Origin of the sequence: Mediterraneibacter gnavus ATCC 29149, from assembly GCF_008121495.1 — a bacterium.
Classification (GTDB): Bacteria; Bacillota; Clostridia; order Lachnospirales; family Lachnospiraceae; genus Mediterraneibacter; species Mediterraneibacter gnavus.
On record NZ_CP043051.1, the window covers coordinates 1,726,578 to 1,740,213 of the forward strand.

The window sequence follows — 13,636 nt, forward strand, 5'->3', positions numbered from 1 at the left end:
CAACAGAAAAATAAAAGAAAAGTATAAATAGTAACCATCGCCAGATTGAGATTGTTTGCAAGGTCTTTTGAAGCCCGTTGCCGGACTTCGTTGCCGACACCCTCTGTCTGGCTATTTTCATGTATGGAGGATAACTGCCTATGGCAAAAAACAAAACAGAGATTCATGTTACAACGGTATTTGACGGGGAACTGGACGCAACCGATGTGTTCGTCAGCCTGATTTCCCAGAAATACGGTAAGACAAATACGAAAGAATATCTTGCTAAAAGGAAAGATATGAGCTATAATGAAGATGAGGTTCAAAAGAGCCAGATACCGTCTGGATTGTGTGGGTAAATGGCTATGATGAACGAAATGGAATACAGAACAATCGGTTCGGCACTTGCCGGAGGGTATCGTGCAGCGGTCTATTGCAGGCTGTCAAAGGACGATGACCTGCAAGGCGAAAGTGCCAGTATCGCAAACCAGCGTGATATGCTGGAAAAATACTGCGAAAAGCAGGGATGGGAGGTTGTGGCAGTCTATCAGGACGATGGCTTCACAGGTCTTAATATGGAGCGTCCTGATTTACAGAGAATGTTGAGAGCCATTGAGCGCAGGCAAATCAACCTTGTCATCACGAAAGACCTCAGCCGACTGGGGCGTAACTATCTGCAAACCGGGCATTTGATTGAGGACTTTTTCCCAAGAAACGGTGTCCGCTATATCGCCATGAATGACGGAATCGACACCCTGCGGGATAACAACGACATTGCCCCGTTCAAAAATATCCTGAACGAGATGTACAGCAAGGATATTTCCAAGAAAGTCCATTCCTCTTATCTTCTGAAAGCGCAGAAAGGACAGTTTACCGGGTGTCTTGCCCCGTTTGGATATCGGAAAGACCCGGAGGACAAAAACCATCTGCTCATTGACGAGGAAACCGCCCCGATTGTGCGGCTGATTTTCGGATATGCCCTGAACGGTCATGGTCCGAACTATATCCGCAGACGGCTGGAGGAAGAAAAAATCCCCTGCCCCACATGGTGGAACCGGGAACGGGGGCTTCGCAATACCCGCACCAAATGGGAAAAGAAAGACCCGGAAAACGGGCGGTATATGTGGGACTTCTCCGTTATCAAAGACCTTTTGATGAATCCCGTCTACACCGGGGCGATTGCTTCCCAGAAAAAGGACTACCGTTTCAAAATCGGCACGATTGGGGAAAAGAAGCCGGAGGACTGGATTGTGGTGGAGGGGCAGCATGAACCGCTGATTGATCGCATGAGCTTTGACATTGTGCAGAACAAGCTGAAATCCCGCCAGCGTCCGGGGCAGACTAATGAAATCAGCCTGTTTGCCGGACTGTTAAAATGCGGCGAGTGTGGGAAGTCGCTGACAGTACGCTACACAAACGCAAAACATCCCCAGCAGATTTATTCCTGCAAGACCTACAATGCCTTTGGAAAGAACCACTGCACCCAGCACCGGATTGACTATGACACCCTTTACAGCCATGTGCTGCGGAAAATCCGGGAATGTGCCAGAGCTGCCCTGATGGACGGGGAAGCGGTTGCTGACCGCCTGACCAATACCTGTGAAGCCGAGCAGCGGGAACAGCGGGAAGCAATGGAACGCTCCCTTACAAGGGACGAGGAACGGATTGAGGTTCTGGACAAAATGGTCATGCGGCTTTATGAGGATATGATTGCAGGGCGTATCAGTGAGCAGAATTTCAACACCATGCTGGAAAAGACACAGACCGAGCAGACGGAGCTTAAAGCAAAAGTGTCCGAGGGCAGAAAGCGGCTGTCCGATGAAGTCCAGCTTGCCAATGACGCAAAACAATGGGTGGAAGCCATTCAGGAATACGCCAATATCACAGAGCTGGACGTAGCCACCCTCAACCGCTTAATCAAAGAAATCGTCGTGCATGAGCGCATTGACGAAGATAAAACAAGACACATTTCTATCGAAATTCATTTTAATCTCAAACCCATCCCAGAGGTGGAACAGGTCACTGCCTGACCTGTCCCGCCGGGACGGTTCTCTTAACAACACCATATAGATTTTTTGTACGCCGCCGCCCGCCATCGAGCAGAGTTTTACACCTAATTGGGGATAAAACAGCTTATGGCCGGCGCTGGTGTAGCCGTAGTCGGCATGGTCCTTGTACCTCTGCTCTCCGGGCTTTTCTCTGTCTAAGCGTCCCTGCATGAAATCCTTGCCGCTCCCGCTGCTTTGCGGGAGCGGCGGAAAGGAGGTTGACACCGTATGGATTTCTTACTTGAAGCCCTGACAAATTGGCTGAAAGAAATGCTGGTGGGCGGTATTATGAGCAACCTTTCGGGGATGTTTGACAGCGTAAACCAACAGGTCGCGGATATATCCGTACAGGTAGGCCAGACACCACAGGGATGGAATGGCAGTATTTTCAGTATGATTGAGAATCTGTCCAACTCCATCATGGTGCCGATTGCAGGCGTGATCCTGGCTATTGTGATGACCGTAGACCTGATCCAGATGATCGCAGACAAAAACAACCTGCACGATGTGGACACCTGGATGATCTTCAAGTGGGTGTTCAAGAGCGCCGCCGCTATTTTGATTGTCACTAACACTTGGAATATCGTGATGGGCGTCTTTGATATGGCCCAGAGCGTGGTGGCGCAGGCGGCAGGGATCATCGGTTCAGATGCGTCCATTGACATTTCCTCAGTTATGACCGATCTGGAACCAAGGCTGATGGAAATGGATCTGGGGCCGCTGTTCGGGCTTTGGTTCCAATCCCTCTTTATCGGCATTACCATGTGGGCGCTGTATATCTGTATCTTTATCGTCATTTATGGCCGTATGATCGAGATTTACCTTGTGACTTCGGTGGCTCCCGTTCCAATGGCTGCCATGATGGGCAAGGAATGGGGCGGTATGGGACAGAACTACCTCCGTTCCCTGCTGGCGCTGGGCTTTCAGGCGTTTCTCATCATCGTCTGCGTGGCAATTTATGCTGTGCTGGTGCAGAACATCGCTTTGGAAGATGACATCATCATGGCGATCTGGAGCTGCGTGGGTTACACCGTACTGCTGTGCTTTACGCTATTCAAAACCGGCAGCCTCGCAAAATCAGTCTTTCAGGCGCATTAAAACGGAAGGAGGTTTCCACATTGGCTTATGTACCCGTACCCAAAGATTTAACCAAAGTCAAAACCAAGGTCATGTTCAATCTGACCCGAAGGCAGCTGGTCTGCTTTACCACAGGGGCGCTTGTAGGCATACCGCTGTTCTTTTTGCTCCGTGAGCCTGCGGGAAACAGCATGGCCGCCATGTGTATGATGCTGGTCATGATGCCCTTCTTCCTGCTGGCAATGTATGAAAAGCATGGACAGCCCCTGGAAAAGATCGTCGGCAACATCCTAAAAGTGGCTGTGATCCGTCCCAAGCAGCGTCCCTACCAGACCAATAACTTTTATGCCGTATTAAAGCGGCAGGAAATGCTCGATAAGGAGGTGTATGACATTGTTCACCGCAATCAAAAACTGGCTGTATCGTCTGTTCGGCAAAACCGAGGAAAAAACTGTGCAGCCGGTAAAGACAAAGAAAAAGCTGTCCCGCGCCGATAAAAAGCAGATCGAAGCGGCCATTGCCCGCGCCAACCGCACGGACAAAAAAGGAAAATCGGCACAGGACAGTATCCCCTATGAACGGATGTGGCCGGATGGGATCTGCCGCGTATCGGACAGCCACTACACAAAGATCATTCAGTTTCAGGACATCAACTATCAGCTCTCCCAAAATGAAGATAAGACCGCGATCTTTGAGGGCTGGTGTGATTTCCTCAATTATTTCGACAGCTCGATTCACTTCCAGTTGTCTTTTCTGAACCTTGCGGCATCGGAGGAGACCTTTGCCAACTCTATTTCCATCCCACCCCAGGGGGATGCCTTTGACAGTATCCGTGAGGAATACACCACGATGCTGCAAAATCAGCTGGCCAGAGGCAACAACGGTCTCATCAAGACCAAATACCTGACCTTTGGTATCGACGCTGACAGCATCAAAGTTGCCAAGCCCCGTCTGGAGCGTATTGAGACCGATATACTCAATAACTTCAAGCGTCTTGGCGTAGCCGCCAGAACACTGGACGGTAAGGAAAGGCTTTCCCAGCTTCATGCGGTATTCCACATGGACGAACAGCTCCCATTTCAGTTTGAATGGGACTGGCTGGCTCCTTCCGGTTTGTCTACGAAAGATTTTATTGCACCAAGCTCCTTTGAGTTCCGCACCGGCAAGCAGTTCCGTATGGGCAAGAAATACGGGACTGTTTCTTTTTTGCAGATTTTAGCCCCAGAGCTGAATGACCGTCTGCTGGCTGATTTTCTGGATATGGAAAGCTCGCTCATTGTGAGTATTCACATTCAGTCGGTGGATCAGGTGAAAGCCATTAAGACGGTAAAGCGCAAGATTACCGACCTGGACCGCAGTAAGATCGAGGAACAGAAAAAAGCAGTTCGCGCAGGATACGACATGGACATCATTCCCTCTGACCTTGCCACCTACGGCAGTGAAGCGAAAAAGCTGTTGCAGGATTTGCAGAGCCGAAACGAGAGAATGTTCCTTGTCTCCTTTTTGGTGCTGAACACAGCGGACAATCCCCGTCAGCTTGGCAACAACATCTTTCAGGCAGGCTCTATTGCCCAGAAGTATAACTGTCAGCTGACCAGACTGGACTTTCAGCAGGAAGAAGGGCTGATGAGCTGTCTGCCTCTGGGACTCAATCAGATCGAGATCCAGCGAGGGCTGACCACCAGTTCTACGGCTATCTTTGTACCGTTCACCACACAGGAACTGTTTCAGAACGGCAAAGAAGCCCTGTACTACGGCATCAACGCTCTGTCCAACAACCTCATCATGGTGGACCGAAAGTTGCTGAAAAACCCCAACGGCTTGATACTTGGGACACCTGGAAGTGGCAAGTCCTTTAGCGCAAAACGAGAAATCGCCAACTGCTTTTTGCTTACCAATGATGATGTTATCATCTGTGACCCGGAAGCTGAGTACGCACCTCTTGTTGAGCGTCTGCATGGGCAGGTCATCAAGATCTCGCCTACCTCAACCAACTACATCAATCCGATGGACCTGAACCTGGACTACTCGGATGATGAAAGCCCGCTGTCCCTCAAGTCTGACTTTATCCTCAGCTTGTGTGAGCTGATCGTGGGCGGTAAGGACGGATTGCAGCCGGTGCAGAAAACCATCATCGACCGTTGTGTGCGTCTGGTCTATCAGACCTACCTCAACGACCCACGCCCGGAGAATATGCCGATTCTGGAGGATCTATATAACCTGCTCCGTTCACAGGAAGAAAAGGAAGCCCAGTATATCGCCACGGCCCTTGAAATCTATGTAACCGGCTCCCTCAATGTGTTCAACCACCAGAGCAATGTGGACATCAATAACCGCATTGTCTGCTATGACATCAAGGAACTGGGCAAGCAGCTCAAGAAAATCGGTATGCTGGTGGTCCAGGATCAGGTGTGGAACCGCGTTACCATCAACCGTGCCGCTCACAAGTCCACCCGCTACTACATCGACGAGATGCACCTGCTTCTGAAAGAGGAACAGACCGCCGCTTATACGGTGGAAATCTGGAAGCGATTCCGTAAGTGGGGCGGCATTCCCACAGGTATCACCCAGAATGTCAAAGACCTGCTTTCCAGCCGTGAGGTGGAGAACATCTTTGAAAACTCCGACTTCGTGTATATGCTCAACCAGGCAGGCGGAGACCGACAGATTCTCGCCAAGCAGCTGGGCATCTCCACGCACCAGCTGAGCTATGTGACCCACTCCGGTGAGGGCGAGGGTCTGCTGTTCTATGGCTCCACGATCCTGCCTTTCGTGGATCACTTCCCGAAGAATACCGAGCTTTACCGCATTATGACCACCAAACCCCAGGAACTGAAAAAGAAGGAGGATGAATGATGATGAACCCCAACATTTTGAATCAAAACCCGCTGATGTTTTTTGACAGGGCGGTAAATGCCCAGCGCAGCCAGCTGCTTACGGTCATGGCTGATGCGGTAAGTGAGTGCCGCACGGCGGCAGATCAGGCAGCTGAACTGAATGAGACCGGTCAGGTGGGGCTTCTCCGTCTGGCAGAAGTCTGGAGCGCCATCCGTGCCAAGGAAGGCATGGGCGGTCTGGTTCTGGAAGGAACCGAAGCAAAGATCCTGTCTGATGTGGTGGCACAGTTTTATGCCTACCTGTCCGGCTGTATGTTCAACGATCCTGTGGGGATGGCCATTTATGCAGAGCTGCACTACATGATGTCCTCCCTCATGCTGGGAGAATGGTTTGAATAAAGAGCCGCGCCTGCGCTTTACCGATGAGGAACGGGCTGACCCTGCGCTGGAAAAGCCGATCCGCAAAGCGGAGAAAGCTGCGGCCAGAGCAGATAAGGCGCAGGCCAATATTCCAAAGAAAAAGGTCAGGCAGACAGTTATTGACCCGGATACCGGAAAAAAGACCTCGAAGCTGACCTTTGAGGACAAGAAAAAGCCACCCTCCAAACTTTCTCAGAGAGTGAAGGAAGCACCCGTCCATCTGGTCGCGGGCAAGCTCCACAAAGAAATCCGGGAAACAGAACAGGACAATGTGGGCGTGGAAAGCGCCCACAAGTCCGAGGAGGCGGTGGAGACCGGCGCTTATCTGGTGCGGGAGGGCTACCGCAGCCACAAGCTGAAGCCGTACCGCAAAGCAGCCCAGGCAGAGCGTCAACTGGAAAAGGCAAATGTAAATGTCCTGTACCAGAAATCTTTGCAGGAAAATCCCCAGTTTTCCAGCAATCCTCTTTCCCGTTGGCAGCAAAAGCAGGCCATCAAAAAGCAGTATGCCGCCGCCAAGCGCACCGGTCAGACTGCCGGAAATACCGCCCAGGCTGCGTCCAAAACAGGAAAGGCCGCAAGGACGGTAAAAGAAAAGGCACAGCAGGCAGGGGCATTCGTCATGCGCCACAAAAAGGGCTTCCTGATCGCAGGGGTTTTATTCCTCATCGCCTGTATGCTGATGAATACCATGTCCTCTTGTTCCATGATGGCGCAGAGCATTGGTTCCGTTCTCTCCGGCACCACCTATCCGTCGGATGACCCGGAAATGCTGGCGGTGGAGGCGGATTATGCAGCCAGAGAAGCCCAGTTGCAGGAGGAAATCGACAACATCGAAAGCAGCCACCCAGGGTATGACGAGTATCGTTATGACCTTGGCATGATCGGCCATGACCCCCATGAGCTGGCGGCCTTTCTCTCTGCTGTCTTGCAGGGCTACACCAGGCAAAGCGCCCAGGCAGAGCTGGCGCGTGTGTTTGCAGCACAGTATCAGCTGACGCTTACCGAGGAAGTGGAGATCCGCTATCGCACGGAGACCTCCACCGACCCGGAGACCGGCGAGACCACCTCAGAAGAAGTCCCCTATGAGTATTACATTCTGAATGTGAAACTCACCAGCAAGCCCATTTCCGCTGTGGCGTCGGAGCTATTGACCCCGGAGCAGATGGAAATGTATCAGGTCTATCGACAGACCATGGGCAATAAGCCGCTGTTGTTTGGCGGCGGTTCCCCTGATACCAGCGGCTCGGAAGATTTGTCCGGTGTGCAGTTCATTAACGGCACCCGCCCCGGCAATCCGCAGCTGGTGGAACTGGCGAAAAGTCAGGTGGGAAATGTGGGCGGTTATCCCTACTGGAGCTGGTATGGCTTTGACAGCCGCGTGGAATGGTGCGCCTGCTTCGTATCCTGGTGCTATAACCAGGCAGGAAAAAGTGAGCCGCGCTTTGCAGGCTGTGAGTGGCAGGGCGTTCCGTGGTTCCAGTCTCATGGACAGTGGGGCGCACGGGGGTATGAGAATATTGCCCCCGGCGATGCCATTTTCTTCGATTGGGACTTGGACGGCAGCGCCGACCATGTGGGCATCGTTGTCGGCACCGATGGCAGCCGTGTTTATACCGTGGAGGGAAATTCCGGCGATGCCTGCAAGATCAAGAGTTATGACTTGAATTATCAGAGTATCAAGGGCTACGGTCTGATGAACTGGTAACAGAGATTTTTAGAAGGAGTGATAGACGATGGCAAAGAACAAAATTGAACGCATTGACCAGGAGATTACAAAGGTCCGCGAGAAAATCGCAGAGTATCAGGAAAAGCTCAAGGCGCTGGAGGCACAGAAAACCGAGGCGGAAAATCTGGAGATCGTCCAGATGGTGCGCGCCCTGCGTATGACCCCTGCTCAGCTGAGCGCTATGCTGTCCGGCGGCACAGTTCCCGACAGTATGGTGGATGCCAAAAACGAACAGGAGGAAAACAGCTATGAGGAATAAACGATTGCTCCGAACACTTTCCGCCCTTTGCCTGACGCTGGTTTTGGCATCGGGCTTTACCGTCCCCGCTTTTGCCCAGGGCGCAGCGCCGCCCCCGGCAGAGGATACCACCAATGACAGCAATGTGGTGGTGGAAGAAACGGAAAAAGCGCCTCCGCTGACCCCAGAAGGCAACGCGGCGCTGGTGGATGATTTTGGTGGCAACAAGCAGCTCATTACCGTTACCACCAAGGCGGGCAACTACTTTTATATCCTGATCGACAGGGCCAACGAGGATAAAAAGACCGCTGTTCACTTTCTGAACCAGGTGGATGAAGCGGACCTGATGGCACTAATGGAAGATGGCAAAGCCAAAGAGGAGCCGCCTGCGGTGTGCAGCTGCACGAAGAAATGTGAAGCAGGGGCAGTCAATACGGCCTGTCCGGTCTGTGTAACTGATAAGAGTAAATGTACGGGAAAAGCACCGGACCCCCCGACAGAAACGACGGAACCGGAAAAAGAGAAGCCTGCCGGACTGAACCCGGCTGCGCTGATCCTTCTGCTGGCTCTGCTGGGCGGCGGTGGCGTATTTGCCTACTTGAAGCTCATTAAGAACAAGCCTAAGACCAAGGGCAATGACAGTCTGGACGATTATGATTATGGCGAGGAAGATTCCGAGGAATGGGAAACCGAAGATGAGGAGTCGGGCGAGCCGGACGCTGACGGGGGCAGCGCAGAAGAAGATGACGAGGACAGCGTGAAATGACCCGTTTCACAGACAGTCCCTATGAACGCATGATGACACGCAGACCGGAGGGCGGGAAGGAAACTTCCCGTCCTCCCTCTTTACCCCAAAGCCACCCCTGTTATGGCTGCGGGAATTATGGAAGTCCCTGCGTAGGCGTTTGCCACCGTGAGATGGAACGCTGGCTTAAAGAAAGGAAACGAAAAAAATGAGTGTTCTGATTATATTTATCAAGCTGATTGCTGTTTTTGACCTGCTGGTAATTGCTGTGTATTTTGGCGGCGACATTCTTTCTACCATGTTAAACAAACTCCGGAGAAAACCGAAACAGGAAGATTCCTTTGATTTCTCTCTGGATGCCGCAACGGTTCCCTTGTCCGTAGATTCCATCCGTCAGCTTTATTCAGGAGACGCGGCGGATTTTGTGGAAGAAAAGATCCTGCCAAATGCGGAGAAAACGATGGCTGTTTTGACGGATCAGGAACAGACAGCAGCCCGTCTGCTCCTATCTGCCCTGATCGGTTTTCTTGCAGCAGAAGCTCCTATGGATGAACAGAGCTTTCCTATGGTAATGGAACTTCTGAACTGCATGGAAGGGGAAAAAGAAGATGGTTGTCAGGACGCAGTAGATATTTTGCTTGAAGATACCGTCCGCAATACCCACCGCCATGAAGAATATTACAGCAATTATCAACGCTACCAGCTGATGCAGGTGGATAAAACCCGTGTCATTTTGGCTTGCCGCATCATCATCAATGACCTGCTGGGGAAACTGTACCGCTATGACTACCGGTTCGGCTATGACCTGCTGCTGGATGAGGAAAACAGCATTGAGAAAAAACTGCACACGACTGTGCGGGAAGAATGGGAGGATGAAGATGATGGGATATAAACTGGTAATCGCTGAAAAGCCGTCCGTTGCCCAAAGTCTGGCCGCCGTGATCGGCGCGACTGTCCGCAAGGACGGCTATCTGGAGGGCAACGGCTGGCGTGTCAGCTGGTGCGTGGGCCATCTGGCTGGTCTTGCGGATGCAGACAGTTATGACCCTAAGTACGCCAAGTGGCGATATGATGACCTGCCTATCCTGCCGGAGCATTGGCAGATGGTGGTGGGAAAGGATAAGAAAAAGCAGTTTGATATTCTCAAAAAGCTGATGAATGCCCCGGATGTGACGGAGGTGGTAAATGCCTGCGATGCCGGACGCGAGGGCGAACTGATCTTCCGCAGCGTCTATGAGCTGGCAGGCTGCCAAAAGCCGATGAAAAGGCTCTGGATTTCTTCGATGGAGGACTCCGCCATAAGGGAGGGCTTTGCAAACCTGCGCCCCGGTGCGGACTATGACGGACTTCGGGATGCTGCCCTCTGCCGTGCCAAGGCCGACTGGCTGGTGGGGATCAATGCCACAAGGCTTTTTTCCGTGCTGTATCACCGCACACTCAACATCGGGCGCGTTATGTCCCCAACGCTGGCACTCATTGTCCAGCGAGAAGCTGAGATCGACACCTTTAAGCCGGTTCCCTTTTATACCGTGGCGCTGGAGCTGGCCAGTCTTACCGTATCCGGGGAGCGCATGGCGGATAAGACCGCTGCCGAGCAGCTGAAAGAAGCCTGTCAGGGTGCAGCTGTCACAATCAAAAAGGTGGAGTGCAAGGAAAAGTCCGAAAAGCCACCTGCCCTCTATGACCTGACTACTCTGCAAAGAGATGCCAACCGCCTGCTTGGATTTACAGCCCAGCAGACCCTGGACTATCTGCAAAGCCTGTATGAAAAGAAGCTCTGCACCTATCCCCGTACCGACAGCCGCTATCTGACCGGCGATATGGCAGACAGCCTACCGGTGCTGGTCAATCTGGTTGCTAACGCCATGCCGTTTCGCAAAGGGATCGCCATTACCTGTGATTCGCAGACGGTCATCAACGATAAGAAAGTAACCGACCACCACGCAGTAATCCCTACCAGAAATCTCAAGGATGCAGACCTTTCTGCCCTTCCTGCGGGAGAAAAAGCGGTGCTGGAGCTGGTGGCCCTGCGTCTGCTGTGCGCCGTAGCCCAGCCCCATATCTATTCGGAAACCGTTGTGATTGCAGCGTGTGCTGGTGGGGAATTTACCGCCAAAGGAAAAACGGTGAAGCACCCCGGATGGAAAGCACTGGAGGACGCTTACCGTGCCAAAATGAAGGATGCAGAGCCGAAAAAAGAGGGCGCAGAGAAAGCCCTGCCGGAGCTGACTGAAGGACAGACCCTTTCGGTTGCTGCTGCAATCATCAAAGAAGGCAAAAGCAGTCCGCCTCAGCACTTTACGGAGGACACCCTATTGTCCGCGATGGAGACTGCCGGAAAAGAGGATATGCCGGAGGACGCTGAGCGAAAAGGTCTGGGTACACCGGCCACCCGTGCCGGTATTTTGGAAAAGCTGGTATCTGCCGGTTTTCTGGAACGAAAAAAGAGCAGGAAAACGGTGCAGCTTCTCCCTTCCCACGATGCAGTTTCCCTTATCACGGTCCTGCCGGAACAGCTGCAATCGCCGCTTTTGACTGCTGAGTGGGAGTACCGCCTGGGCGAGATTGAGCGCGGGCAGCTTGCCCCGGAGGAGTTTTTGGACGGGATCAGCGCCATGCTGAAAGACCTGGTAGGGACTTATCAGGTCATCAAGGGAACCGAGTACCTGTTCACTCCGCCCCGTGAGGTGGTAGGCAAATGCCCTCGCTGCGGCGGTGAAGTTGCAGAACTGCAAAAAGGCTTCTTCTGTCAGAATGATTCTTGCAAATTTGCAATCTGGAAAAATAACAAATGGTGGGCTGCCAAGAAAAAACAGCCGACCAAGGCTGTGGTGTCTGCGCTGCTGAAAGATGGCCGTGTCCGTGTGACGGGACTATATTCGGAGAAAATCGGCAAGACCTACGATGCCACTGTGGTTTTGGAGGATGATGGACAGTACGCCAACTTCAAGCTGGAGTTTGACCAGCGGAAAGGAGGCAGCCGATGAAGCTCTCTTTAGTGGAACGGGAAACCATTCTCCTCTATAACCAGGCAGAACCAATGGCTGAGGTCTACACCCACGATCCCCGTCTGATGGAGAAGCTGGAACTGCTGGCAAAAAAGCACCCCGACCAGATCACCCGAAAGGACGCCCATAACTTTACCGTCCCCAAGCGGTGTGTATCAGTCAGGGAGCCATACAGTGCAGAACGCCGCAAAGCTGCCAGTGAGCGTGCGAAAGCTGCCGGATACCAGCCCCCTGTGAGAAAGTCCAGCAGTTAAAGGTACATGGCAGAGAATGTATTTGAAGCAGTCAAGCAGTCGGTCAGCACCAGAGAAGCGGCAGCGTTTTATGGGATCGAGGTCAAACGAAACGGTATGGCCTGCTGTCCCTTTCACGATGATAAGAACCCCAGCATGAAGGTAGACCAGCGGTTCCACTGCTTTGGCTGCGGTGCAGATGGGGATGTGATCGACCTGACCGCCCAGCTCTACAACCTTTCCCCAAAAGAAGCGGCGGAGAAACTGGCACAGGACTTTGGCCTGATCTATGACAGTCAGGCCCCTCCCCGCAGGAAATATGTCCGGCAGAAAACCGAGGCACAAAAGTTTCGGGAGGACCGGCAGCGGTGTTATCGCGTACTGTCCGATTACTACTATCTGCTGAAAAAATGGGAGGCCGACAATTCTCCCCGGACACCAGAGGAGGAACCGCACCCCTGTTTTGTGGAAGCGATTCAGAAGAAAACCTATGTAGAGTACCTGCTGGACCTTTTTCTTTATGAAAGTGAAGAAGAACAAAAGGCATGGATTGCAGAACACACAGCAGAAATCACATACTTGGAAAGGAGATTGAAAATCATGGCTGAGAATAAACCCACCAACCGAGAGCGGCTAAGGGAAATCACAGACGGCATCGAGCAGGGCATCAAGGAACTGTTCGAGAGTGAAAAGTATATGCGCTATCTGTCCGTCATGTCCCGCTTCCACCGCTATTCGGTAAACAATACCATGCTCATCTATATGCAGAAGCCGGACGCCACTTTGGTAGCCGGATACAATAAGTGGAAAGACCAGTTTGAGCGTCATGTAAAAAAGGGCGAGCATGGCATTACCATCATCGCCCCCACACCGTACAAGAAGAAAATCGAGGAGCAGAAACTGGACCCGGATACCAAGGCTCCGATTTTGGATAAAGACGGAAAGATCGTTACAGAGGAAAAAGAAATCGAAATCCCCATGTTCCGCCCTGTCAAGGTCTTTGATGTGAGCCAGACTGACGGGAAACCTTTGCCGGAGCTTGCTTCCTCCCTTTCCGGAAATGTGCCCAATTATGAGGCATTCATAGAGGCTCTGCGCCGCAGTGCGCCGGTGCCGATCACTTTTGAAGCAATGGCCGCCGATACGGACGGCTATTTTTCTGCCGATCATCAGAAAATCGCCATTCGTCAGGGCATGAGTGAGGTGCAGACGGTTTCGGCCACAGTCCACGAGATTGCCCATAGCAAGCTCCACAATCAGAAAAAGATTCAGATTGCCAATGACGAGAAGTATCAGGAGATTGAGCTGTTTGATAAACCCGG

At 52.2% G+C, this 13,636-nt stretch carries 14 protein-coding genes and 1 pseudogene; all 15 read left to right on the plus strand.

Features of this window, described 5'->3' with window-relative positions; all coding sequences use genetic code 11:
* Window positions 1-140 precede the first annotated feature (140 nt).
* Window positions 141-338, plus strand: a complete 198-nt coding sequence (locus FXV78_RS08480; protein ID WP_003020324.1) for a hypothetical protein — start codon at window positions 141-143, stop codon at window positions 336-338.
* Window positions 339-2,009 (plus strand): recombinase family protein, encoded by a 1,671-nt coding sequence (locus FXV78_RS08485; RefSeq protein WP_003020327.1) that lies wholly within the window; start codon window positions 339-341, stop codon window positions 2,007-2,009.
* Between the two features lie 105 nt (window positions 2,010-2,114).
* Window positions 2,115-2,186: a hypothetical protein gene (locus tag FXV78_RS08490; RefSeq protein ID WP_118736852.1), complete on the plus strand. Its 72-nt coding sequence runs from the start codon at window positions 2,115-2,117 to the stop codon at window positions 2,184-2,186.
* 69 nt (window positions 2,187-2,255) lie between these two features.
* Window positions 2,256-3,125 carry a VirB6/TrbL-like conjugal transfer protein, CD1112 family gene (locus tag FXV78_RS08495; protein ID WP_002592890.1) on the plus strand — a complete coding sequence of 290 codons (870 nt, stop codon included), beginning with the start codon at window positions 2,256-2,258 and terminating at the stop codon, window positions 3,123-3,125.
* A gap of 20 nt (window positions 3,126-3,145) precedes the next feature.
* Window positions 3,146-3,601: a PrgI family protein gene (locus FXV78_RS08500; RefSeq protein WP_004841058.1), complete on the plus strand. Its 456-nt coding sequence runs from the start codon at window positions 3,146-3,148 to the stop codon at window positions 3,599-3,601.
* Window positions 3,558-5,960, plus strand: coding sequence for a VirB4-like conjugal transfer ATPase, CD1110 family (locus FXV78_RS08505; protein ID WP_004841055.1), 2,403 nt, complete (start codon window positions 3,558-3,560; stop codon window positions 5,958-5,960). The genes FXV78_RS08500 and FXV78_RS08505 overlap by 44 nt, the downstream gene beginning before the upstream one ends.
* Window positions 5,960-6,340 carry a DUF3851 domain-containing protein gene (locus FXV78_RS08510; RefSeq protein ID WP_002571005.1) on the plus strand — a complete coding sequence of 127 codons (381 nt, stop codon included), beginning with the start codon at window positions 5,960-5,962 and terminating at the stop codon, window positions 6,338-6,340. The genes FXV78_RS08505 and FXV78_RS08510 overlap by 1 nt, the downstream gene beginning before the upstream one ends.
* Window positions 6,333-8,069, plus strand: a complete 1,737-nt coding sequence (locus FXV78_RS08515; RefSeq protein ID WP_004841051.1) for a C40 family peptidase — start codon at window positions 6,333-6,335, stop codon at window positions 8,067-8,069. Before FXV78_RS08510 ends, FXV78_RS08515 begins: the two co-directional genes overlap by 8 nt.
* Before the next feature lie 28 nt (window positions 8,070-8,097).
* Window positions 8,098-8,349 (plus strand): DUF4315 family protein, encoded by a 252-nt coding sequence (locus FXV78_RS08520; RefSeq protein WP_004841049.1) that lies wholly within the window; start codon window positions 8,098-8,100, stop codon window positions 8,347-8,349.
* On the plus strand, window positions 8,339-9,094 hold the full coding sequence (locus tag FXV78_RS08525) for a DUF4366 domain-containing protein (RefSeq protein WP_004841047.1): 756 nt from the start codon (window positions 8,339-8,341) through the stop codon (window positions 9,092-9,094). The genes FXV78_RS08520 and FXV78_RS08525 overlap by 11 nt, the downstream gene beginning before the upstream one ends.
* Window positions 9,091-9,285: a hypothetical protein gene (locus FXV78_RS08530; RefSeq protein ID WP_002571001.1), complete on the plus strand. Its 195-nt coding sequence runs from the start codon at window positions 9,091-9,093 to the stop codon at window positions 9,283-9,285. The genes FXV78_RS08525 and FXV78_RS08530 overlap by 4 nt, the downstream gene beginning before the upstream one ends.
* Window positions 9,282-9,965 carry a hypothetical protein gene (locus FXV78_RS08535; protein ID WP_004841045.1) on the plus strand — a complete coding sequence of 228 codons (684 nt, stop codon included), beginning with the start codon at window positions 9,282-9,284 and terminating at the stop codon, window positions 9,963-9,965. Before FXV78_RS08530 ends, FXV78_RS08535 begins: the two co-directional genes overlap by 4 nt.
* Window positions 9,952-12,060: a type IA DNA topoisomerase gene (locus FXV78_RS08540; RefSeq protein WP_039959342.1), complete on the plus strand. Its 2,109-nt coding sequence runs from the start codon at window positions 9,952-9,954 to the stop codon at window positions 12,058-12,060. Before FXV78_RS08535 ends, FXV78_RS08540 begins: the two co-directional genes overlap by 14 nt.
* Window positions 12,057-12,335, plus strand: coding sequence for a hypothetical protein (locus tag FXV78_RS08545; RefSeq protein ID WP_002570998.1), 279 nt, complete (start codon window positions 12,057-12,059; stop codon window positions 12,333-12,335). Before FXV78_RS08540 ends, FXV78_RS08545 begins: the two co-directional genes overlap by 4 nt.
* Window positions 12,336-12,341: 6 nt before the next feature.
* Window positions 12,342-13,592, plus strand: a pseudogene (locus FXV78_RS18825) (CHC2 zinc finger domain-containing protein); the annotation flags it as partial.
* Window positions 13,593-13,636 lie beyond the last annotated feature (44 nt).